We start from the raw sequence: 22,543 nt of genomic DNA, 5'->3' as shown, positions 1-22,543 counted from the left end.
GCGCCCCGGTTGCCCTTCGTCAGTGCGTGGTTTGCACCGAAAAAAATACACGCAAACGGTCAAATGCGCGTCAATTTATACATATGCGACATTAAGGTACGTTCGTGCCACTGTTTAAGGCTTGTGGCCATTCAACATCTTGCATTGGGTATGGCCCCTGCATAAGTATCCGCAGGCACGACTCACGAGGTCGTCCTCAAATTCAAAAATGACAACAAATCATGAGGCCACCATGCTTAAATACGCGGTCATTCCGTTTTTAGTCGGCGCCAGCTTGTTAGCTGCCGCACCTTTCGCCCAAGCGGCGACTAACCTGGTGTTCTGCTCCGAAGGGAGCCCGGCCGGTTTTGATCCTGGTCAGTACACCACCGGAACCGACTTCGACGCCTCTGCCGAAACCATGTTCAACCGTCTGACTCAGTTCGAGCGCGGCGGCACCGCCGTTATTCCTGGTCTGGCGACCAAGTGGGACATCTCCGATGATGGCCTGACTTACACCTTCCACCTGCGTGAAGGCGTCAAGTTCCACACTACCCCGTACTTCAAGCCGACTCGCGAGTTCAACGCCGACGACGTGCTGTTCACCTTTAATCGCATGATTAACAAGGATGATCCGTTCCGTAAGGCGTACCCGACCGAATTCCCGTACTTCACCGACATGGGGATGGACACCAACATCACCAAGATCGATAAAGTCGACGACCACACCGTCAAGTTCACCCTCAAAGAAGTAGATGCCGCGTTCATCCAGAACATGGCCATGAGCTTCGCCTCGGTGCAGTCCGCCGAGTACGCAGCCCAGCTGCTCAAGGAAGGCAAAGCCGCCGACATCAACCAGAAGCCGGTCGGCACTGGTCCGTTCGTGTTCAAGAGCTACCAGAAAGACTCCAACATCCGCTACACCGGGAACAAGGACTACTGGAAGCCTGACGACGTCAAGATCGACAACCTGATCTTCGCCATCACCACCGACCCGTCGGTGCGTATCCAGAAGCTGAAGAAGAACGAGTGCCAGATCACTCTGTTCCCGCGTCCGGCCGACCTGAAGGCGCTGAAAGAAGACAAAACCCTGAAGGTGCCTGACCAGGCTGGTTTCAACCTGGGTTACATCGCCTACAACGTGATGGACAAGATCAAGGGTGACGACAAGCCGAACCCGATGGCCCAACTGAAAGTGCGTCAGGCACTGGACATGGCCGTCAACAAACAACAGATCATCGACTCGGTTTACCAGGGTGCAGGTCAAAAGGCCGTCAACGCCATGCCGCCGACCCAGTGGTCTTACGACACCACCATCGTGGATGCTCCGTACAACCCTGAGAAAGCCAAGGAGCTGCTCAAGGAAGCCGGTGTGAAGGAAGGCACCGAAATCGTTCTATGGGCAATGCCGGTGCAGCGTCCGTACAACCCGAACGCCAAGCTGATGGCAGAAATGCTGCAGTCCGACTGGGCGAAGATCGGTATCAAGGCCAAAATCCAGAGCTACGAATGGGGCGAGTACATCAAGCGCTCCAAAGGCGGCGAAAACGGCGCGATGCTGATTGGCTGGAGCGGCGACAACGGTGACCCGGACAACTGGCTGAACGTGCTGTTCGGCTGCGACTCGCTGCAAGGCAACAACTTCTCCAAGTGGTGCGACAAGAAGTTCGACGGCATCGTCAAAGAAGCCAAGCGCACGACCGACCAGGGCAAGCGCACCGAACTGTACAAGCAGGCGCAACACGTCCTCAAAGACGCTGTTCCAATGACACCTATCGCTCACTCGACGGTGTTCCAACCCATGCGCAACGAAGTGCAGGATTTCAAGATCAGCCCATTCGGCTTGAACTCCTTCTACGGCGTTAGCGTCAGCAAATAAGATTTGGCAACGGCGACGTTTTTGACGTCGCCGTTGCTTTTTCTACCGAGAAAGCAGGAAACAACCTACATCCTATTCCGCTGAGCATTACAGCTGCGGCGTCGGACGCGTTGCCCTTTCCTACGAGTCTTTAGGACTCTACGCATTTACTGCCAGACTCGCGGCTCTTACCGTCGGGTTCTGACCAGTGCACGCGTGGGCTCTCGGTTTTTGCTGTACCTCATGGCTTGAGATCAGTGACGCCTCCACGTCCCCGGACGGGACAGCGGCGCATTGAAAACACTTAGCGAAAGAGAAAAGGGAGCGTCATGCGCCATACCTTGGTTTTATCCGCATTGCTGGGCACCGGCCTGCTGGCCGCCACTTCCATCAGCCAGGCCGCCAACAACAGCCTGGTGTTCTGCTCCGAAGGCAGCCCGGCTGGCTTCGACACCGCGCAGTACACGACCGCGACCGATAACGACGCCGCCGAGCCGTTGTACAACCGATTGGCAGAATTCGAAAAAGGCGCCACCAACGTCGTACCAGGCCTGGCAAAGAGCTGGGATATTTCCGAAGACGGCCTCAAGTACACCTTTCACCTGCGCGAAGGGGTGAAATTTCATACGACCAAGTACTTCACGCCGAGCCGTGATTTCAACGCCGATGACGTGCTGTTCACGTTTAATCGCATGCTCGATCCGCAGCAACCTTTCCGTAAGGCTTATCCAACCGAGTTCCCGTATTTCAACGGGATGAGCCTGAACAAGAACATCGCCAAGGTCGAAAAGACCGGGCCGCTGACCGTGGTCATGACGCTCAACAGCGTGGACGCCGCGTTCATCCAGAACATCGCCATGAGCTTTGCTGCCATCCTGTCCGCCGAATACGCCGACAAGCTGCTGGCCGAAGGCAAGCCGAGCGACATCAACCAGAAGCCGATCGGCACCGGGCCGTTCGTGTTCAAGAGCTACCAGAAAGACTCCAACATCCGTTACAGCGGCAACAAGCAGTACTGGGACCCGAGCCGGGTCAAGCTCGACAACCTGATTTTCGCCATCAACACCGACGCCTCGGTGCGGGTGCAGAAACTCAAGGCCAACGAGTGCCAGATCACCCTGCACCCTCGTCCTGCCGATGTCGAAGCGCTGAAGAACGACGCGAATCTCAAGCTCATCGAAAAGCCTGGCTTCAACCTCGGTTACATCGCCTACAACGTGCGCCACAAGCCATTCGACCAGCTCGAAGTGCGCCAGGCGCTGGACATGGCGGTGAACAAACAAAGCATTCTCAACGCCGTTTACCAAGGCGCCGGTCAACTGGCGCAAAACGCCATGCCGCCGACCCAATGGTCCTACGACGAGACCATTAAAGACGCCGCCTACAACCCGGAAAAAGCCAAGGAACTGCTCAAGGCTGCCGGCGTGAAAGAAGGCACCGAAATTACCCTGTGGGCGATGCCGGTTCAGCGTCCCTACAACCCCAACGCCAAGTTGATGGCCGAGATGCTCCAGGCTGACTGGGCGAAGATCGGTCTCAAAGTGAAGATCGTCAGCTACGAATGGGGCGAGTACATCAAGCGCACCAAGAATGGCGAGCACGACGTCAGCCTGATTGGCTGGACCGGTGACAATGGGGACCCGGACAACTGGCTCGGCACGCTTTACAGCTGCGACGCCATTGGCGGCAACAACTACTCCCAATGGTGTGATCCGGCTTACGACAAGCTGATCAAGCAGGCCAAGGTCGTCACCGACCGTGACCAGCGCACCGTGCTTTACAAACAGGCTCAGCAGTTGCTCAAGCAGCAAGTGCCGATCACACCTGTCGCTCACTCGACGGTCAACCAGCCGTTAAGCGCCAAAGTCGAAGGATTCAAGGTGAGTCCTTTCGGCCGCAACGTGTTCTCGGGCGTCAGTATCGACAAATAACCGATTAGCCAAAAAACGCTGGGGGCGGATTCCGCCCTCACGCAAGCGTATTGCCGTTATTTGCCGATCAGGCCGACAGCAAACGTTTGCGAAGCCTTGTATGAGTTCCAAAACCAATAGCCGGATCACAAAAAAAGACCGGTATAAAAAAAGAAAGAAAGGAGCTTCACCCATGAAACTGAGCAGCACCGCGTTATTGGCCCTGGCCATCAGCAGCGTTACCGCCACGGCCTACGCTGAGTCCCAGAGCCAGGCTTTCACACCGGTCACCGTCAAGGAAAAGAGCGCCCAAAGCGAAGCCACCGGCTTTGTCGAAGGGCAATCGGTCACCGGCTCCACGCGTAACTGGTATGCGAATGAGTCGTTCAAGCGGGGCGCGACGCTCAACTATCGTAAAAATGGTGAGACTCACACGACTGACCGCCGCATCAACTGGGTGCAAGGCACGATCATCAAGTACAACTCGGGCTTCACCGAAGGCACTGTAGGCTTCAGCACCGAAATCGCCGCCTACAACGCCATTGCCCTGGACCGTGACCGTAAAGACCTCGCCTCCGGCAACGGCGGTGCGCCTGAGCCAGGTCGCTCCGGCCGTGGTAACAACCGTACGCTGACTGAAAATGGCGGTGACGCTGTTGATCAGTGGAGCAAACTGGGCCTGGCCAACGTCAAGGCACGCGTCTCCAACACCACACTGACGGCTGGTCGCCAGAATTTCAGCAGCCCGCAAGTGGATGTCATCGGTAACCGTCCCCTGCCTTCGAGCTTCGAAGGTGTGACCCTGCACAGCGAAGAGCTGGAAAACCTCTCCTTCGACCTCGGCACCTTCGACCGTAACTCGCCGCGTACCGAACAGAGCCAGCGCAAGTTCCGTTCCGAATACGGCGACGGCACAGCCGAAGCGGATCACGTCAACACCGCCGGTATCACCTACCAGCCGTTCGCCAGCCTGACCACCAGCCTGTGGGGCACCCAGGCGGAAGACTTGTGGAACCAGTACTACTTCGGCGCCAGCCATGTGTTGGGCGACAGCTCGATCCTGAGCCTGACCACCGGCCTGAACTACTACAAAACCGTCGACGAAGGTAAAGCCAAGCTCGGCCAGATCGACAACGACACCTACTCCCTGTCGTTCGGCCTGACCCACCAGGCTCACAGCCTGACCTTCTCGTACCAGGAAGTGAACGGTAACGAGTACTTCGACTACCTGCACGAAACCAACGGCATCTACCTGGCCAACTCCCTGTTGTCGGACTTCAACGGCCCGAACGAGAAATCCTTCCAGGTCGCCTACGGCCTGAACATGGCTGAATACGGCGTTCCAGGCCTGAAGTTCAACATCTACCAGGCGCGCGGCTGGGGCATCGACGGTACTCACTACAACAGCACCGGCTACGGCGACGTGAAAGGAATGGACGGCGAGCACCATTACGAATACGGCATCGGTGCTTCGTACGCCGTGCAGAGTGGCCCGCTCAAGGCGACCGCGATCCGCGCGACCTACACCGCTCACCGCGCCAGCGAAAACCAGGCGGATGGCAGCCTCAACGAGTTCCGTCTCGTGACCACCATCCCGTTCAACGTTCTGTAATGCACCCGCCGAACGGCTGATTCAGTGACGAATCTACCGTTCGGCTTTTGTCCTTAACTGATTGCAGAGGGCTCTTGATGAAAATGCTTCCCCTACGTGCGGCCATCGCTGCCGCGTTGCTGAGTGTTGCCGTTGGCGTCTCGGCCAAACCCTTGGTGGTTTGCACCGAAGCCAGTCCGGAAGGCTTCGACATGGTTCAATACACGACTGCAGTCACAGCCGATGCGGTGGCCGAAACCATCTTCAACCGCCTGGCGGACTTCAAGCCCGGTACCACCGAAGTGATTCCGGCACTGGCCGAGTCCTGGGACATCAGCGAAGACGGCCTGACCTACACGTTCCACCTGCGCAAAGGCGTCAAGTTTCACACCACCGAATACTTCAAGCCGACCCGCGACATGAACGCCGACGACGTGGTCTGGAGCTTCCAGCGGCAGCTGGACCCGAATCACCCGTGGCACAAACTGTCGAGCGTGGGCTTCCCGTACTTTGAAAGCATGGGCTTCAAGGAACTGCTGAAAAGCGTCGAGAAAGTTGACGACAACACGGTCAAATTCACCCTGACCCGCCGCGAAGCGCCGTTCCTGGCCGACATCGCCATGGCGTTCTCCTCGATTTACCCTGCCGAGTACGCCGACCAGTTGCTCAAGACGAACAAGACCGGCGACCTCAACAACAAACCGGTCGGCACCGGTCCGTTCGTTTTCCAGCGTTACGCCAAGGACGCTCAGGTTCGCTTCAAGGCCAACCCGGACTACTTCCGTGGCAAGCCGCCGGCTGACTCGTTGATCCTGGCCATCGCCACCGACAACAACGTGCGCCTGCAAAAGCTCAAGGCCAACGAGTGCCAGGTCGCGCTGTATCCGAAGCCGGATGACATCCCGAGCATCAAGAAAGACGCCAAACTGAGCGTCGATGAACTGAACGCGATGACCGTTTCGTACATCGCCATGAACACCACGCACAAGTACATGAGCGACGTGCGGGTGCGCAAAGCCATCGACATCGCCTTCGATAAAGAGGCTTATGTCAACGCGCTGTTTGGTAAAGGCAATGCGACAGTGGCGGTCAACCCGTTCCCGGACACGCTGCTGGGCTACAACCACAGCCTGAAAAACCCGGCCCGCGATCTGGACAGGGCCCGCGCCCTGCTCAAGGAAGCCGGCGTACCGGAAGGCACCACCTTCACCCTGTTCACCCGCAACGGTGGCGGCCCGACCAACCCGAACCCGATGCTTGGCGCGCAGATGATGCAGGCTGACCTGGCCAAGGTCGGGATCAAGATCGACATCCGCGTGATGGAATGGGGCGAAATGCTCAAACGCGCGAAAAACGGCGAGCACGACATGGTTTCCGCCGGATGGGCGGGTGATAACGGCGACCCGGATAACTTCCTGACGCCTATGCTCAGTTGCGAAGCCGCGAAGAACGGCGAAAACTACGCACGTTGGTGCAATGACAAGTTCCAGGCGCTGATCGACCAGGCTCGCGAAAAAACCGATCCGGCCGAGCGGGCAGCGCTGTACGAACAGGCCCAGGTTATTTTTAACCAGGACCAGCCATGGATCAGCATGGCGCACACTAGAATGTTCACCGCTATGCGCAACAACGTAGAGGGCTATCACATTAGCCCCCTCACCACTAATAACTTCGCCACCACCCAGGTGAAGTAGATAAGAAAACTCCCGGTGTCCCTGACTCCAGGGACACCAGGCACGCCTAACCGGCTGATGAGGTACACCAGAAGATGTTTAGTTTTATTGCCCGCCGATTGGGGTTATTGATCCCCACGTTCTTCGGCATCACCTTGCTGACTTTCGCGTTGATTCGCATGATTCCAGGCGACCCCGTGGAAGTAATGATGGGCGAACGACGAGTCGACCCCGAAATGCATGCTCAGGCAATGGAACGCCTAGGTCTGAACAAACCGCTGTATGCCCAATACCTGGATTACATCGGCAAACTGGCTCACGGCGATCTCGGCGAATCCCTGCGTACCCGTGAAAGCGTGTGGAGCGAGTTCAGCTCTCTATTCCCCGCGACCCTGGAACTGTCTATGGCCGCCCTGTTGTTCGCCGGCATCCTGGGCCTTCTGGCCGGGGTGATCGCGGCACTCAAGCGAGGATCCCTGTTCGACCATGGGGTGATGGGCATCTCCCTGGCGGGATATTCGATGCCGATCTTCTGGTGGGGCCTGATCCTGATCATGTTCTTCTCGGTGTCCCTGGGCTGGACCCCGGTGTCCGGGCGGATCGACTTGCTCTATGACATCGAGCCGCGCACCGGCTTCATGCTCATCGACACGCTGCTGGCCGATGACGTCGGTGCGTTCCTCGATGCCCTGCATCACCTGATCCTGCCGGCCATCGTGCTCGGCACCATCCCGCTGGCGGTGATTGCGCGGATGACCCGTTCTTCGATGCTCGAAGTGCTGCGCGAAGACTACATCCGGACCGCCAAGGCCAAAGGCCTGTCGCCGTCGCGCGTAGTGTTCGTACACGGCCTGCGCAACGCACTGATTCCGGTACTGACCGTGGTCGGCCTGCAAGTCGGCACATTGCTGGCCGGTGCGGTCCTGACCGAAACCATCTTCTCGTGGCCCGGCATCGGCAAATGGCTGATCGAAGCCATTGGCGCACGGGATTATCCCGTGGTGCAAAACGGCATCCTGTTAATCGCCTGCCTGGTGATTCTGGTGAACTTCATCGTGGACATCCTCTACGGCTTCGCCAACCCACGCATCCGTCACCAGCGCTGAGATCATGACCATGACCACTCCAGCTTCAACTACAAATCAAGCGGTAACAGTCGATCAAAGCCTGCTGTACCCGTCCCCGTACAAAGAATTCTGGCAAGCGTTCTCCAAGAACAAAGGCGCCGTCGCCGGCCTGATGTTCATGTTGCTGGTGATCTTCTGCGCGATCTTCGCGCCGTGGGTCTCGCCACATAACCCAAGCGAGCAATACCGTGACTTCCTGCTGACCCCGCCGTCCTGGCTGGAAGGCGGGCAAATCCAGTTCCTGCTCGGCACCGATGAACTGGGCCGCGACCTGCTGTCGCGCCTGATCAACGGTTCGCGCCTGTCCCTGCTGATCGGTTTGTCGTCGGTGGTGATGTCGCTGATCCCGGGCATCCTGCTCGGTCTGTTCGCCGGCTTCTTCCCGCGCATCCTGGGCCCGACCATCATGCGTCTGATGGACATCATGCTGGCCCTGCCCTCGCTGCTGCTGGCCGTGGCGATTGTCGCCATCCTCGGCCCTGGCCTGATCAACACCATCATTGCCATCGCCGTGGTTTCGTTGCCGTCCTATGTTCGTCTGACCCGCGCTGCGGTGATGGGCGAGCTGAACCGCGACTACGTGACCGCCGCGCGCCTGGCCGGTGCCGGTCTGCCACGCCTGATGTTCGTCACCGTGCTGCCCAATTGCATGGCGCCGCTGATCGTTCAGGCCACTCTGAGTTTCTCCTCGGCGATTCTCGATGCCGCAGCCCTTGGCTTCCTGGGCCTTGGCGTACAACCGCCAACCCCTGAGTGGGGCACCATGCTGGCTTCGGCTCGCGACTACATCGAACGCGCCTGGTGGGTAGTAAGCCTGCCTGGTTTGACCATTTTGCTCAGCGTGCTGGCAATCAACTTGATGGGCGACGGCCTGCGCGATGCGCTGGACCCGAAACTCAAGAACGCCGCCTGAGGAGATTCAAATGTCACTGTTAGAAATCAAGAATCTCAACGTTCGCTTCGGCGACAAGAACGCCGTTCCGGTGGTCGACGGGCTCGACATTTCCGTGGACAAAGGCGAAGTGCTGGCCATCGTTGGCGAGTCGGGTTCGGGTAAATCCGTGACCATGATGGCGCTGATGGGCCTGATCGAGCATCCGGGGATCGTCACCGCCGACGCCCTGAATTTCGACGGCAAGAACATGCTCAAGCTCAGCAACCGTCAGCGTCGGCAAATCGTCGGCAAAGACCTGGCCATGGTCTTCCAGGACCCGATGACCGCGCTGAACCCGAGCTACACCGTGGGTTTCCAGATCGAAGAAGTCCTGCGCCTGCACCTGAAAATGTCCGGCAAGCAAGCGCGCAAACGCGCCATCGAACTGTTGGAAAAAGTGGAAATCCCGGGCGCCGCCAGCCGTATGGACGCCTACCCGCATCAACTGTCGGGCGGTATGAGCCAGCGTGTTGCGATCGCCATGGCGATTGCCGGCGAGCCCAAACTGCTGATCGCCGACGAACCGACCACCGCTTTGGACGTGACGATTCAGGCGCAGATCATGGACCTGCTGCTGGCGTTGCAGAAAGAGCAGAACATGGGCCTGGTGCTGATCACTCACGACCTCGCGGTCGTGGCCGAAACCGCCCAGCGTGTGTGCGTGATGTACGCCGGCCAGGCCGTAGAAGTCGGTCATGTGCCACAACTGTTCGACATTCCGGCGCACCCGTACAGCGAAGCGCTGCTCAAGGCGATTCCGGAACACAGCCTCGGCGCCTCACGCCTGTCGACATTGCCGGGCATCGTTCCCGGTCGTTACGACCGTCCGCAAGGTTGCCTGCTGTCGCCGCGCTGCCCGTATGTCCAGGACAGCTGCCGTGCGCAGCGTCCGACCCTTGACCCGAAAAGCAACAGCCTCGCCCGCTGCTTCTACCCGCTGAACCAGGAGGTGGCGTAATGGCCGTCGTACTTACCGCCCGCGACCTCACCCGTCACTACGAAGTGTCCCGCGGCCTGTTCAAGGGCCATGCGACCGTACGCGCCCTGAATGGTGTGTCGTTCGAACTGGAAGCCGGCAAGACCCTCGCTGTCGTGGGCGAATCCGGTTGCGGCAAATCCACCCTGGCCCGCGCCCTGACGCTGATCGAAGAGCCGTCTTCCGGCTCCTTGAAAATCGCCGGGCAGGAAGTCGCCGGGGCTGACAAGGCTCAACGCAAACAACTGCGCAAAGACGTGCAGATGGTGTTCCAGAGCCCGTACGCCTCGTTGAACCCTCGGCAGAAAGTCGGTGATCAACTCGCCGAGCCGCTGCTGATCAACACCAGCCTCAGCGCAGCCGAGCGTCGCGAGAAAGTGCAGGCGATGATGAAGCAGGTGGGTTTGCGCCCTGAGCATTACCAGCGCTATCCGCACATGTTCTCCGGCGGTCAGCGCCAGCGGATCGCACTCGCCCGCGCCATGATGCTGCAGCCTAAAGTGCTGGTCGCGGACGAACCGACCTCGGCGCTGGACGTGTCGATCCAGGCGCAGGTGCTGAACCTGTTCATGGACCTGCAGCAAGAGTTCAACACCGCCTACGTGTTCATCTCGCACAACCTGGCCGTGGTGCAACACGTTGCCGATGACGTGATGGTGATGTACCTCGGTCGCCCGGTGGAAATGGGCCCGAAGAACGACATCTACGAGCGTCCGCTGCACCCGTACACCCAGGCGTTGCTGTCGGCCACACCGACCATTCACCCGGACCCGAACAAGCCGAAGATCAAGATCGTCGGCGAGTTGCCCAACCCGTTGAACCCGCCGTCGGGCTGCGCTTTCCACAAGCGTTGCCCGTACGCGACCGACCGTTGCAAAACCGAAGAGCCAGCCCTGCGCCCTCTGGATAATCGGCAGGTAGCTTGCCACTACGCCGAGCAATTCCTCGACGGCGCGGCGTAACAGCGGGCTGAAAAACCTGTAGGAGCGAGCCTGCTCTCGATGGAGTGTCAGCCAACACGGCTGTTACTGATACTCCATCGCGAGCAGGCTCGCTCCTACAAGGGATAGGTGTTCTGTTCAAAAACCTCTTCTGCTTCGATTGCGCGTCAATCGGGTCGAAGGGGTTTTATTTTGCCTGCTACTCAGGCCCCTTCTTCCTCATCACTGTCCGGCTCGTCGGTGGTCGTATCATCATCGTCCGCACTGCCGCCCTGCCCCTGATCACCGGGCTCTGATTCGGACTTGGCGATCATCATGCCGGTGTGCGTCACCTGCCCACTCGACGCCTGGCTTTCGTGATCCTCACACTCGGCCCAGACCGCCGAACTGCCGAGGGCCAGCATCAGCAAAACCTTCAACAGCAGCACAACGCGTAGCAACCTGTTCATAGTCGATTCCATCCTTTTGCAGGTGAAACATCTGTACCTGTCTGGCGCTCTTTGAAATCTAGTTCCGATCAGCCGGGTTCTCCAGATAGGACGCTAACGAAGAGACGGAATGCGATGGCTTTAGAGATTGGTTGTGAATATGGCCTATAACCAAACCCGCTAACACGATGCTTTTCTGTAGGAGCCAGCTTGCTGGCGATGGTCGTTAACGATAACGCGTGCTGTCAGGATTAACGCGGCGTTCTCTGGTCCATCGCCAGCAAGCTGGCTCCTACAGGGGGGATTTGTGTCGGGCATTAAAAAACCCCGGTGCTTTCGCTACCGGGGCTTTTGGTTTTGCAGCTCAGCGCTTAGTGGTGCTCACGCGTCGCACGGAATTTCACGTCCGGCCAGCGCTCTTCCATCAGCGCCAGGTTGACGCGGGTCGGCGCCAGGTAGGTCAGGTGACCACCGCCATCGACCGCGAGGTTTTCCACGGCCTTGACCCGGAACTCCTCGAACTTCTTCTTATCGTCGCAATCGATCCAGCGCGCGGAGTACACGGTGATCGGCTCGTAGGAGCACTCAACCTTGTATTCCTCTTTCAAGCGGCTGGCGACCACGTCGAACTGCAGCACACCGACGGCGCCGAGGATGATGTCGTTGCTGCGCTCGGGGAAGAACACCTGGGTCGCGCCCTCTTCCGCCAATTGCTGCAAGCCTTGGCGCAGTTGCTTGGATTTCAACGGATCACGCAGACGCACGCGACGGAACAGTTCCGGGGCGAAGTGCGGGATACCGGTGAAGCCCAGGACTTCGCCTTCGGTGAAGGTGTCGCCGATCTGGATGGTGCCGTGGTTGTGCAGGCCGATGATGTCGCCGGCAAACGCTTCTTCCAGTTGCTCACGCTCGGAGGAGAAGAACGTCAGGGCATCGCCGATCCGCACGTCCTTGCCGGTGCGCACGTGGCGCATCTTCATGCCTTTTTCGTACTTGCCGGAGCAAATGCGCATGAAGGCGATACGGTCGCGGTGTTTCGGGTCCATGTTCGCCTGGATCTTGAACACGAAGCCGCTGAACTTCTCTTCGACCGGCTCCACGGTGCGCTCGTTGGCGACACGGGCCAGCGGTTTCGGTGCCCAGTTGACCACGGCGTCGAGCACGTGATCGACACCGAAGTTGCCCAGTGCGGTACCGAAGAACACCGGGGTCAGTTGGCCGTCGAGGAATTCCTGCTGGTTGAATTCGTGGCAGGCGCCCTGCACCAGTTCCAGTTGATCAACGAAGCGATCGTACTCGTCGCCCAAGTGCGCGCGGGCTTCATCGGAGTCGAGCTTTTCGATGATTTTCACATCGGTGCGCTCGTGGCCGTGGCCGGCGGTGTACACGATGATGTAGTCGTCGGCGAGGTGATAAACGCCTTTGAAATCGCGGTAGCAACCGATCGGCCAGGTGATCGGCGCAGCCTTGATCTTCAGGACCGCTTCGATTTCGTCGAGCAGTTCGATCGGGTCGCGGATGTCGCGGTCGAGTTTGTTGATGAAGCTGACGATCGGCGTGTCACGCAGACGGCAGACGTCCATCAGCGCGATGGTCCGTGGCTCTACACCCTTACCGCCGTCGAGGACCATCAATGCCGAGTCCACTGCCGTCAGGGTGCGGTAGGTATCTTCGGAGAAGTCTTCGTGGCCCGGGGTGTCGAGCAGGTTGATCATGTGATCGCGATACGGGAACTGCATGACCGACGTGGTAATCGAGATACCCCGCTGCTTTTCCATTTCCATCCAGTCGGAGGTGGCATGGCGGTCGGACTTGCGAGACTTCACCGTGCCGGCAACCGCAATCGCCTTGCCCATCAGCAAGAGCTTCTCGGTGATGGTGGTTTTACCGGCATCGGGGTGGGAAATAATGGCGAAAGTGCGGCGTTTCGCGACTTCGGCGGCCTGTTTGGTCATGGGAAATCGCCTGGCGGTGATTCAAAAAAGGGCGGCGAGTATAGCGCAAACCGACCGCCACGGACCACCGCCCGCCCGGTGAGGAGCAGCAAAAATGCAACCTGTAGGAGCCGGCTTGCTGGCGATGGCCGCACCTCGGCCTGTCAGATACACCGAGGTGATTCCATCGCCAGCAAGCCGGCTCCTACAGGTGGGTGTTATGGCATCGGGCAGGTACCCGTCGGCATCAAGGGTGGCTATCTGCTGCTAATTATGGAACCTTTTAAAAGGTGGAGGCGTCCACTCCCCTGTTACGGCACTCGTCCCAGGGGCTGAAAAATCAGCAAGTTAGCCTGACGAGGCTGCGCTTATGGCTCGATTCATGTCCCTTCGCGGGCATAGAACGCGCTGCTTCTCGCGAACGCTTACTTCGGCAGCCAGGACTGGCATTGCCACACGAAGCTGCGTTCGCCGACAAAGAAAAAAGGAGTCCGCCTGTGGCTATTCGCTATGGCAAAGGGCTGACAGGAGGTGCGGTTGTCGTCGCCCTTCTGGCCCTGCTGGTCCACTGGATTGGCATCAACACGATCGAACAGTACCGCGACGATTTGTTGTTTTACCTGCAAGCTCATCTGATTCTCGTCCTCGCCTCCATGCTGGCCGCCCTTGTTGTGGGCATACCCGCCGGTATCTTCCTCAGCCGTCCGACCATGGTGGGACGCGCCGAACGCTTCATGCAGCTCTTCAACATCGGCAACACCGTGCCGCCTCTCGCCGTACTGGCCATTGCCCTGGGGATTCTGGGCATCGGCAGCGGCCCCGCGATCTTCGCCCTGTTCCTCGCCTCGCTGTTGCCGATCGTGCGCAACACCTATGAAGGCCTGAAAAATGTTCAGGGTTCCCTCAAGGAAGCGGCCGTCGGTATCGGCATGACGCCGACTCAAGTGCTGTGGCGGGTCGAACTGCCGAACGCCGTGCCGATCATCATCGGCGGCGTGCGTGTGGCGCTGGCGATCAACGTCGGTACTGCACCGCTGGCGTTCCTGATTGGCGCCAATAGTCTGGGCAGCCTGATTTTCCCCGGCATCGCCCTGAACAATCAGCCGCAACTGCTGCTCGGCGCGGCCTGCACCGCCCTGCTGGCCTTGCTGCTCGACGGCCTGGTGACACTCGCCAGCCGCCTCTGGCTCGAACGCGGTCTGCGCCCGTCTTAAGCCTCGGCAAAGGAAATCTCATGAAAAGAACATGCTTATTCTTAGGCTGCGTCCTGCTGCTCGCAGGATTTGCCCAAGCCGCTGAAAAACCGGTGATCCGCATCGGCGCCCGGGTGTTCACCGAACAAACCCTGCTCGCGGAAATCACCTCCCAGTACCTGCGCACCAAGGGTTACGACACCCAGGTGACTGGCGGTCTGGGCAGCAACCTCGCTCGCAGCGCCCACGAAAGTGGCCAACTGGACCTGATGTGGGAATACACCGGCGTGTCGCTGGTGGCCTACAACCACGTCACCGAAAAACTCGACAGCGCTCAGTCCTACGCCAAGGTGAAAGAACTCGACGCGAAAAAAGGCCTCGTCTGGCTGACCCCGTCGAAGTTCAGCAACACCTACGCCCTGGCCCTGCCGGAAAAAACCGCGAAGGCCTACCCGCAGATCAACACCATCAGCGAGCTGAACACGGTGATGCAGGCTGAGGCGAAGACTAATCACCTGGTCGCGCTGGACACCGAGTTCGCCAACCGCTCCGACGGTCTGGACGGCATGGTCGACCTCTACAGCATGAACCTGACGCGTAAAAACATTCGCCAGATGGATGCAGGCCTGGTCTACACCGCCCTGCGCAATGGCCAGGTGTTTGCCGGTCTGGTCTACACCACCGACGGTCGCTTGAACGCCTTCAAGTTGAAACTGCTTGAAGACGACAAGCACTACTTCCCGGACTACACCGCCGCGCCGGTGGTGCGTCAGGTTTACCTCGATGCCCACCCGCAACTGGCGCAAGAGATCAAACCGCTGGCCGAGCTGTTCGATGACGAAACCATGCGCCAGCTCAACGCGCGGGTCGATGTCGATCACGAAAGCCCTTCATCCGTTGCTGCCGATTTCCTGCGCCAGCACCCCATCAACTAAGGAGGAAAAGTCATGGAATTTCTCAACGCCTTTTCCCATCTCGACTGGCCGCTGGTGCTGCACCTGACCTGGCAACACATCACCTTGGTCGGCATCGCCGTGACCCTGGCGATTCTGGTCGGCGTGCCGCTGGGCATTCTGATGACACGTTTCCCGACGCTCGCCGGCCCCTTGCAAGCCAGCGCCACGGTGCTGCTGACCGTGCCCTCGATTGCACTGTTCGGCCTGCTGCTGCCGTTCTACTCCAAATTCGGCCAGGGCCTGGGCCCGATGCCTGCGATCACGGCAGTGTTTCTGTACTCGTTGCTGCCGATCATGCGTAACACCTACCTCGCCCTGACTGGCGTCGAACCGGGCATTCGCGAAGCCGCACGCGGCATCGGCATGACCTTCGGCCAGCGCCTGCGCATGGTCGAACTGCCGATTGCCGTGCCGGTGATCCTCGCCGGCGTGCGCACCGCCGTGGTCATGAACATCGGTGTCATGACCATCGCCGCGACCATCGGCGCCGGTGGCCTCGGTGTCCTCATTCTCGCTTCCATCAGCCGCAGCGACATGTCGATGCTGATCGTCGGCGCCGTGCTGGTCAGCCTGCTGGCCATCTTCGCCGACCTGCTTCTGCAATGGCTGCAACGCACGCTGACTCCAAAAGGACTGCTCAAATGATCGAACTTCAAAACCTCAGCAAGACTTTCCAAAGCAACGGCAAAGATGTGAAAGCCGTGGACTCGGTCAGCCTGACCGTCAATGAAGGCGAAATCTGTGTGTTCCTCGGGCCATCGGGCTGCGGCAAAAGCACCACGCTGAAGATGATCAACCGCCTGATCAAGCCGACCTCGGGCAAGATCCTGATCAACGGCGAAGACACCACCGACCTCGACGAAGTGACCCTGCGTCGCAACATCGGTTACGTGATCCAGCAGATCGGCCTGTTCCCGAACATGACCATCGAAGAAAACATCACCATCGTTCCGCGCCTGCTGGGCTGGGACAAACAGAAGTGCCACGACCGCGCCCGCGAGTTGATGAGCATGATCAAGCTTGAACCCAAGCAATATTTGAATCGTTATCCGCGAGAGTTGTCCGGTGGTCAGCAGCAACGGATCGGCGTGATTCGCGCACTGGCGGCGGATGCACCGTTGCTGTTGATGGATGAACCGTTCGGCGCGGTCGACCCGATCAACCGCGAGATGATCCAGAACGAGTTCTTCGAGATGCAACGGGCGCTGAACAAGACCGTGATCATGGTCAGCCACGACATCGACGAAGCGATCAAGCTCGGCGACAAGATTGCAATCTTCCGCGCCGGCAAGCTGTTGCAGATCGATCACCCGGACACGCTGCTGGCGCACCCGGCGGACGACTTTGTCAGCAACTTCGTCGGCCAGGACAGCACGCTCAAGCGTCTGCTGCTGGTGAAGGCCGAAGACGCGGCGGACAACGCACCGTCCGTCAGCCCGGAGACGCCGGTGACTGAAGCCCTGGAGTTGATGGATGAACATGACCGTCGTTATGTCGTGGTCACGGACGGTGAGAACAAGGCGCTCGGTTATGTACGACGTCGCGACCTGCACCGTCAGACCGGGGCTTGCACGCAGTACCTGCGTGAGTTCAATGCCACGGCGGCGTACGACGAGCATTTGCGCATCCTGCTGTCGCGGATGTACGAGTTCAACCGTTCGTGGTTGCCGGTGATGGATGCGGAGCGGGTGTTTTTGGGTGAGGTGACGCAGGAATCGATTGCGGCCTATCTGAGCTCAGGACGCTCACGGGGCATGAAAACCAATATCGTGTCGCCGGCCGAGGCAGTCGCCTGACAGCCGGAATCGCTGGGTAAAAATGCAAAAACTGTGGGAGCGAGCCTGCTCGCGATAGCGCATGGTCAGCCAACGACGATGTTGAATTTGAAATTGCCATCGCGAGCAGGCTCACTCCCACAAAAAACGCACAGCCTGTGACCGGAAAAAAATATCAACACCTGCCTCGGCAAGCGGCCTCCAAAAAGGTCCGCCGAAACAGTCAAAAAATCGCTCAGCCGACCTTTTCGCAGCTATCGTCGCCGATGTTGACGCCATCGCAGTTATCTTTGAGTTGGCAGACATAAGCGTCGAACGTGCAGGTATTTTTAACACTTCAGATTTCCTCGGGAACATCGGCCTGTCATCTGTGTCGAGTACAAGGAGAGCTGGCGGCAACGTGCGTCAGACAAGTGCAAAAACGCGACATTTTTTGTTGATCTCAAGCCCCTCACGCCCTAAAGTTCGCGCCGAACGTCCATGCTGGAAACGATCCATCCGGCTCAAGTACTGACGACGAGACAGCAAGGCCAAGGGAAAGCACCGCTTCCCATGGCCTTTTTGCTTTCGGCGACATGCCTTGGGAAGTAGGCGAACCAAAGTGGGGATACGGAGGACGTTCATTTGCACCCATTGATAATTTCAGTTTGCCAATAGGAGTTCCCAGCATGTCGATCAACGTCGAAGACTATTTCGCGCGCGATACCTTTCAGAAAATGAAGGCATTCGCCGACAAACAAGAAACCCCGTTCGTGGTTATCGACACCGCGATGATCAGCCAGGCCTATGACGACCTGCGCGCCGGTTTCGAATTCGCCAAGGTCTACTACGCCGTCAAGGCCAACCCGGCCGTCGAAATCATCGACCTGCTCAAAGAGAAAGGCTCGAACTTCGACATCGCCTCGATCTACGAGCTCGATAAAGTGATGAACCAGGGCGTCGGCCCGGATCGCATCAGCTACGGCAACACCATCAAGAAATCCAAGGACATCCGCTACTTCTACGAGAAGGGCGTGCGTCTGTATGCCACCGACTCCGAAGCCGACCTGCGCAACATCGCCAAGGCTGCACCGGGTTCGAAAGTCTACGTGCGCATCCTTACCGAAGGCTCGACCACCGCAGACTGGCCTTTGTCGCGCAAATTCGGCTGCCAGACCGACATGGCCATGGACCTGCTGATCCTTGCCCGTGACCTGGGCCTGGTGCCTTACGGCATCTCGTTCCACGTCGGTTCGCAACAGCGCGACATCAGCGTCTGGGACGCAGCGATCGCCAAGGTCAAAGTGATCTTCGAGCGTCTGAAAGAAGAAGACGGCATCCACCTGAAGCTGATCAACATGGGCGGCGGCTTCCCGGCCAACTACATTACCCGCACCAACAGCCTGGAAACCTACGCTGAAGAAATCATCCGCTTCCTCAAGGAAGACTTCGGCGACGATCTGCCGGAAATCATCCTGGAACCGGGCCGTTCGTTGATCGCCAACGCCGGCATCCTGGTCAGTGAAGTGGTATTGGTTGCACGCAAATCCCGCACCGCCGTCGAGCGCTGGGTGTACACGGATGTGGGCAAGTTCTCCGGCCTGATCGAAACCATGGACGAAGCCATCAAGTTCCCGATCTGGACCGAAAAGAAAGGTGAAGTGGAAGAAGTGGTTATCGCCGGCCCGACCTGCGACAGCGCCGACATCATGTACGAGAACTACAAGTACGGTTTGCCGCTGAACCTGGCGATCGGTGATCGTTTGTACTGGCTGTCGACCGGTGCGTACACTACCAGCTACAGCGCCGTCGAGTTCAATGGCTTCCCGCCGCTGAAGTCGTTCTACGTGTAATACCGCTTGCTGTAACAACAGAAGGTCCATGACATGTCATGGACCTTTTTTTATGCCCGGGACCAGTACCGCATTTGTTCAGCCATCGACTTGACCTCTTCCAGCACATGCTCGACCTGCGCCAGAATGCAGTTCAATTGCGAGAGTTTAATAGTCGGCCTGACGTTACGTAATTCAAGCTCAGCTACCGTCAGAAAGTGCTGCATTGCATAGAGGAAGTCGCTCAGATTGTGAATCGCCGAGCAGGCCTCTGTCTTGATCGCGAACAGTTCACGCAGATGCTCGTTCGCCCGCGCCTGACGCGCCTGTGCAGAATCGCCTGGACTGGCAGCGCCACTCAGCCCGGGCAGGCCTGATCCGCCATCCACGTACCAGGCTTCAAGTCGGGAATAGCGCGAGTGGCACTCACAGGATTTCAACGTCAACGACCGGAAAAACCGCTCGAACACGTTCTGGATATCATTGTGCAATTCCTGCGGCACAGCCTTGAAGTCCAACAGTGCAGACTTGGTACGACCCAGGCGCAGAGAAAGCTCGAAAGCCAGGCCGTCGACATCACTGGGAGGAAACCAGATCCACCACTGCGATCGGGACAGGCTGAATAATTTGTAGTTCACGGAGCTGATACTGAAAGAGCGGCCTTGCTTGTGCGACAGTTTGGCCAGTATTTGGCACTCCACGGTAAACACCTCGATGGAGTGCAAGTTCTCATCACACACCTTACCCAGCGCCGAAATATCAGCCTCAAGCCGTTCCAGATAACCGGTACTGAATGAAGCCAGCACTTTAAGACGCTCGGCGTCAGGTCCTGTCGTCGGCACATGTCCCTGACGCTGCAAGTTGTCCGAATGGCTTTTCAGTTGATCCAGCGTGGCGGGAAGTGCGCGGAGGAAATCGAAGTATTTTTTCAACGCAACAAAATGCGTCTTCGCAAGCAAAAACTCATACATGGCAAATAACCTGATGACACTGACGAAGGCCAGCGTGGAGAGCTGTCACTGATCACTATCAGGCAAGGGTCGCCATGCTCGATGAAAGCCACCCCTGCCATCAGTGAATGCTGGCGTTACGGCCGTGAAATTGGCGTCAGGAAGCCAATGAACTGGCTCGCTTCTTTAATGGCCCTGGCACTGCGCGTCGCGACATCACCCGCCGTGTCGCCCTCCATGACCGTCAGGAATTGCTTGAATGCAGCAACAGCCAGCTTGTACTCGCCCACATAACGCTGGCGTTGGTCGTCCAGCGCATGAATCAAGTGGATAAACTCGATCTTGCCCACCGACTGATCGATATCCCGGTCTTTGAGCGCAATCTTTCGACCAAGCTCATTGACCTTGTCCTGAAGCTTGTTGCTTTCATGGATCATGTTGATGAAGGTGATGCCTGCGTTGATATCGGCCATGGCTTTCTTCAGTTCATCGATCGCAAACATCACGATCTGAGCTTGCGGCGGCGCCATGCCCAGCTCTTTGAGCTTGTCGATGGTCAAGGCAATGTCTTTGCCAATTTTCTCGATACCGGCTTTTTCGATTGCGCTGATTGCCTCGGACAAAACCTTGAGCTCACGTTGAAGCTTGAGCTGAGTCTCGCTCAACGCTTGTTTGGACTCTTTGGCATCGAGTTGGTCTTTTTCCAGGCCAGCGATGTAACCCAATGTGGTACGTCGGTCATACCCGTCGCTGATGTTGGCCAGGCGAATACTCACTTTGCTCGCCTCGCTGCGCGTGATGGCGAGCATTTTTTTCAATGCCGCAATGAGATCCTCTTCAATCTCGTCGAACTCCTCGGAACCCTCAACGGCACCGGTCAATTCCTTTTCAAGCGCCACTAACTTACGAACCTTGGACTCCAGGTCCATCTTGCTGTTGAGGCTCGATTCACGCAGATCCCGGGCTGCGGCACCGACATCGCCGAGCAATCTTTGAAAGCGATCGAATACTCCCGGCAAGTAATTGAGCCGGATAAAAAGGGCTTCGGCCGCGACAGCATCGTCACGCATCGCGTGATGGCTGTCCTTCAGAACCTGAAGATTCGGCTCCGGGTAGTTCTGCTTGATGGAAAAAGTTGTCATTCTGGGTACCGCCCTTCCTTGGTCCTGGTTGTATTCCCGATCCGCTTCCTTGAACACTTCGATCAAGAGGTCCGCATCATTGTGGATTTGCACCCAAGGGCCGACGACCTCTCGGAATGACGACATGAAGCGCCTCAAACTCAGCGCATCGGTGATGCCCAACATGGCGTTCGACGATTCATCGACGTACCGATGCATCACATTCCAGACGTGTATGAGATTCTGCGTGGCCAGATCAGCATCAATGGCGATGACGGTCAGGTTTTGCAGATCCTGCTCGACACGTTTCAACGAACCGAGGGTCTGGTTCATGTTTCTCAGGACTTCAATGTCTTTGTCCTGCGCCGCGTTCAGCTCCTTGCGTACGGCTCGTACCGCCTCCGCTTCGACACCGTAGTAAATAGCCATACCCAAGCCGAAAAGATTCAACCCGGCTGCAGAGCCCAGCGCCTTGTCGACCAACGCCTGGTATTGGGTATTCTTTTCCAGAATCTCTTCGGCACGACGGGCGATAACTTCATCGAGTTTCTTGACTTCCGCTGGATAGGAATTGGTTTGAATCAATGCCACTCGCAACTTGATACCTGGAAGCACTTTTTCACGCAGGTCATAACCAAATTTGTCCAGATCGGTTTTTATACCCCGGACACTCACCAGATTGGATGCAACTCTGTCGAATATTTTACCCAGGTAAAACTTCATGTCCGGAATCGTATCCGCATCAAGTTCTATACCGGGAAATTTATCGCCCAGCTCAAGTTGCAACTTTTTCAGTTGCTCCACTGTTTTGACATTATATTGTTCAAGCAATGGACCGGACTTCAGATCGAGGTAGACCTCTTCCATGTCTTCACCGTAGCGCTGCATGCTTGCGCCAAACAGCTTCAGTTCGGTCCCGGTGATCATGATGCGTTCGCGCAGCGGTGACCAGCGCCTGGCGTGATCACGAGTCTCGGCAAACGTCTTCAGGAAGTCGGCGGCCCTGAGTCCGTCACCGCCATCCTGGCCCGCACCGAAGCGCAGATAGTCGGTGACATCCTTCAATGTATAAGGAAGGGCCAAGCCTGCAGCTTCGTACCTGCGCAGATCAATGATCTGTTTTTTGGTCAGTAACAAACCGGCTTCACGCGTCACATTGTCCGCATCCGCGTTGGACGCATCGGACAGGATCTTTGGAACTTCGGTTGCAAACTCGGTAATCTTCTCGTAGTTCGCCCCCCGTAAAGAGTTCTCCCACAATGTGTCATTGCTCATAACTACTCCATTAACTATAGGCATGAATATATTTAAATAATTTAAAGCAGATCGTAACAGCGCACTGTCAAATCCAATTTAACTGCGCCGAGCAAAAGACTAATCCACTTA

Annotated in this window: 17 protein-coding genes; 13 read left to right on the top strand and 4 right to left on the bottom strand. The window is 57.8% G+C overall.

The window, feature by feature from the left end; all coding sequences use genetic code 11:
• The first annotated feature begins 232 nt into the window (after positions 1-232).
• The 8 genes from K5R88_RS25320 to K5R88_RS25285 all read left to right on the top strand — a co-directional run bounded on the left by K5R88_RS25320 (position 233) and on the right by K5R88_RS25285 (position 11,010).
• Positions 233-1,858: an ABC transporter substrate-binding protein gene (locus K5R88_RS25320; RefSeq protein ID WP_226298591.1), complete on the top strand. Its 1,626-nt coding sequence runs from the start codon at positions 233-235 to the stop codon at positions 1,856-1,858.
• A 308-nt stretch (positions 1,859-2,166) separates the two neighbouring features.
• Positions 2,167-3,768: an ABC transporter substrate-binding protein gene (locus K5R88_RS25315; RefSeq protein WP_008024394.1), complete on the top strand. Its 1,602-nt coding sequence runs from the start codon at positions 2,167-2,169 to the stop codon at positions 3,766-3,768.
• Positions 3,769-3,940: 172 nt separating this feature from the next.
• A complete protein-coding gene (locus K5R88_RS25310) occupies positions 3,941-5,359 on the top strand; it encodes an OprD family porin (RefSeq protein ID WP_008036267.1) in 1,419 nt (472 codons plus the stop codon).
• Positions 5,360-5,436: 77 nt separating this feature from the next.
• Positions 5,437-7,032 (top strand): ABC transporter substrate-binding protein, encoded by a 1,596-nt coding sequence (locus tag K5R88_RS25305; protein WP_008036266.1) that lies wholly within the window; start codon positions 5,437-5,439, stop codon positions 7,030-7,032.
• A 74-nt stretch (positions 7,033-7,106) separates the two neighbouring features.
• On the top strand, positions 7,107-8,117 hold the full coding sequence (locus K5R88_RS25300; protein ID WP_008024401.1) for an ABC transporter permease subunit: 1,011 nt from the start codon (positions 7,107-7,109) through the stop codon (positions 8,115-8,117).
• Positions 8,118-8,127: 10 nt separating this feature from the next.
• Positions 8,128-9,051 (top strand): ABC transporter permease subunit, encoded by a 924-nt coding sequence (locus K5R88_RS25295; protein ID WP_008024403.1) that lies wholly within the window; start codon positions 8,128-8,130, stop codon positions 9,049-9,051.
• A gap of 10 nt (positions 9,052-9,061) precedes the next feature.
• Positions 9,062-10,030, top strand: coding sequence for an ABC transporter ATP-binding protein (locus tag K5R88_RS25290; protein WP_008036265.1), 969 nt, complete (start codon positions 9,062-9,064; stop codon positions 10,028-10,030).
• On the top strand, positions 10,030-11,010 hold the full coding sequence (locus K5R88_RS25285; RefSeq protein WP_008024408.1) for a peptide ABC transporter ATP-binding protein: 981 nt from the start codon (positions 10,030-10,032) through the stop codon (positions 11,008-11,010). The genes K5R88_RS25290 and K5R88_RS25285 overlap by 1 nt, the downstream gene beginning before the upstream one ends.
• A gap of 182 nt (positions 11,011-11,192) precedes the next feature.
• Here the strand turns inward: K5R88_RS25285 and K5R88_RS25280 are convergent, their stop codons facing one another.
• Entirely contained in the window at positions 11,193-11,438 is a 246-nt protein-coding gene (locus tag K5R88_RS25280) for a hypothetical protein (RefSeq protein WP_223450655.1), read from the bottom strand.
• A gap of 350 nt (positions 11,439-11,788) precedes the next feature.
• Positions 11,789-13,372 (bottom strand): peptide chain release factor 3, encoded by a 1,584-nt coding sequence (locus K5R88_RS25275; RefSeq protein WP_008024413.1) that lies wholly within the window; start codon positions 13,370-13,372, stop codon positions 11,789-11,791.
• A 476-nt stretch (positions 13,373-13,848) separates the two neighbouring features.
• On the opposite strand from K5R88_RS25275, the gene K5R88_RS25270 reads away from it, so the two are divergent.
• The 5 genes from K5R88_RS25270 to K5R88_RS25250 all read left to right on the top strand — a co-directional run bounded on the left by K5R88_RS25270 (position 13,849) and on the right by K5R88_RS25250 (position 19,107).
• Positions 13,849-14,565 carry an ABC transporter permease gene (locus K5R88_RS25270; protein ID WP_226298590.1) on the top strand — a complete coding sequence of 239 codons (717 nt, stop codon included), beginning with the start codon at positions 13,849-13,851 and terminating at the stop codon, positions 14,563-14,565.
• A 20-nt stretch (positions 14,566-14,585) separates the two neighbouring features.
• Complete coding sequence (locus K5R88_RS25265) at positions 14,586-15,479, top strand: glycine betaine ABC transporter substrate-binding protein (RefSeq protein ID WP_223450653.1); 894 nt, start codon at positions 14,586-14,588, stop codon at positions 15,477-15,479.
• Between the two features lie 12 nt (positions 15,480-15,491).
• On the top strand, positions 15,492-16,145 hold the full coding sequence (locus K5R88_RS25260; protein WP_007942812.1) for an ABC transporter permease: 654 nt from the start codon (positions 15,492-15,494) through the stop codon (positions 16,143-16,145).
• Positions 16,142-17,296, top strand: a complete 1,155-nt coding sequence (locus tag K5R88_RS25255) for an osmoprotectant ABC transporter ATP-binding protein OsmV (protein ID WP_226298589.1) — start codon at positions 16,142-16,144, stop codon at positions 17,294-17,296. The genes K5R88_RS25260 and K5R88_RS25255 overlap by 4 nt, the downstream gene beginning before the upstream one ends.
• Positions 17,297-17,943: 647 nt before the next feature.
• Positions 17,944-19,107: a type III PLP-dependent enzyme gene (locus K5R88_RS25250; RefSeq protein WP_008024420.1), complete on the top strand. Its 1,164-nt coding sequence runs from the start codon at positions 17,944-17,946 to the stop codon at positions 19,105-19,107.
• Between the two features lie 50 nt (positions 19,108-19,157).
• Here the strand turns inward: K5R88_RS25250 and K5R88_RS25245 are convergent, their stop codons facing one another.
• Positions 19,158-20,057 carry a hypothetical protein gene (locus tag K5R88_RS25245; RefSeq protein WP_226298588.1) on the bottom strand — a complete coding sequence of 300 codons (900 nt, stop codon included), beginning with the start codon at positions 20,055-20,057 and terminating at the stop codon, positions 19,158-19,160.
• 116 nt (positions 20,058-20,173) lie between these two features.
• The gene (locus K5R88_RS25240; protein ID WP_226298587.1) at positions 20,174-22,432 is read right to left on the bottom strand and encodes an alpha-xenorhabdolysin family binary toxin subunit A; all 2,259 of its coding nucleotides are present in this window, start codon (positions 22,430-22,432) and stop codon (positions 20,174-20,176) included.
• Between the last annotated feature and the right edge of the window lie 111 nt (positions 22,433-22,543).

The sequence above is a fragment of the Pseudomonas sp. MM213 genome (assembly GCF_020423045.1).
GTDB classification, from domain to species: Bacteria; Pseudomonadota; Gammaproteobacteria; order Pseudomonadales; family Pseudomonadaceae; genus Aquipseudomonas; species Aquipseudomonas migulae.
Note: the sequence above shows the minus strand (reverse complement) of the source record. Positions and strands in the feature narration are given on the sequence as shown.

What these genes read in the sequence shown, in the direction of transcription:
- K5R88_RS25315 (WP_008024394.1), top strand. Translation starts at nt 2,167, where the DNA reads ATGCGCCATACCTTGGTTTTATCCGCATTGCTGGGCACCGGCCTGCTG.
- K5R88_RS25310 (WP_008036267.1), top strand. Translation starts at nt 3,941, where the DNA reads ATGAAACTGAGCAGCACCGCGTTATTGGCCCTGGCCATCAGCAGCGTT.
- K5R88_RS25275 (WP_008024413.1), bottom strand. Translation starts at nt 13,372, where the DNA reads ATGACCAAACAGGCCGCCGAAGTCGCGAAACGCCGCACTTTCGCCATT.
- K5R88_RS25260 (WP_007942812.1), top strand. Translation starts at nt 15,492, where the DNA reads ATGGAATTTCTCAACGCCTTTTCCCATCTCGACTGGCCGCTGGTGCTG.
- K5R88_RS25285 (WP_008024408.1), top strand. Translation starts at nt 10,030, where the DNA reads ATGGCCGTCGTACTTACCGCCCGCGACCTCACCCGTCACTACGAAGTG.
- K5R88_RS25305 (WP_008036266.1), top strand. Translation starts at nt 5,437, where the DNA reads ATGAAAATGCTTCCCCTACGTGCGGCCATCGCTGCCGCGTTGCTGAGT.
- K5R88_RS25300 (WP_008024401.1), top strand. Translation starts at nt 7,107, where the DNA reads ATGTTTAGTTTTATTGCCCGCCGATTGGGGTTATTGATCCCCACGTTC.
- K5R88_RS25320 (WP_226298591.1), top strand. Translation starts at nt 233, where the DNA reads ATGCTTAAATACGCGGTCATTCCGTTTTTAGTCGGCGCCAGCTTGTTA.
- K5R88_RS25240 (WP_226298587.1), bottom strand. Translation starts at nt 22,432, where the DNA reads ATGAGCAATGACACATTGTGGGAGAACTCTTTACGGGGGGCGAACTAC.
- K5R88_RS25265 (WP_223450653.1), top strand. Translation starts at nt 14,586, where the DNA reads ATGAAAAGAACATGCTTATTCTTAGGCTGCGTCCTGCTGCTCGCAGGA.
- K5R88_RS25255 (WP_226298589.1), top strand. Translation starts at nt 16,142, where the DNA reads ATGATCGAACTTCAAAACCTCAGCAAGACTTTCCAAAGCAACGGCAAA.
- K5R88_RS25290 (WP_008036265.1), top strand. Translation starts at nt 9,062, where the DNA reads ATGTCACTGTTAGAAATCAAGAATCTCAACGTTCGCTTCGGCGACAAG.
- K5R88_RS25295 (WP_008024403.1), top strand. Translation starts at nt 8,128, where the DNA reads ATGACCACTCCAGCTTCAACTACAAATCAAGCGGTAACAGTCGATCAA.
- K5R88_RS25280 (WP_223450655.1), bottom strand. Translation starts at nt 11,438, where the DNA reads ATGAACAGGTTGCTACGCGTTGTGCTGCTGTTGAAGGTTTTGCTGATG.
- K5R88_RS25245 (WP_226298588.1), bottom strand. Translation starts at nt 20,057, where the DNA reads ATGTATGAGTTTTTGCTTGCGAAGACGCATTTTGTTGCGTTGAAAAAA.
- K5R88_RS25250 (WP_008024420.1), top strand. Translation starts at nt 17,944, where the DNA reads ATGTCGATCAACGTCGAAGACTATTTCGCGCGCGATACCTTTCAGAAA.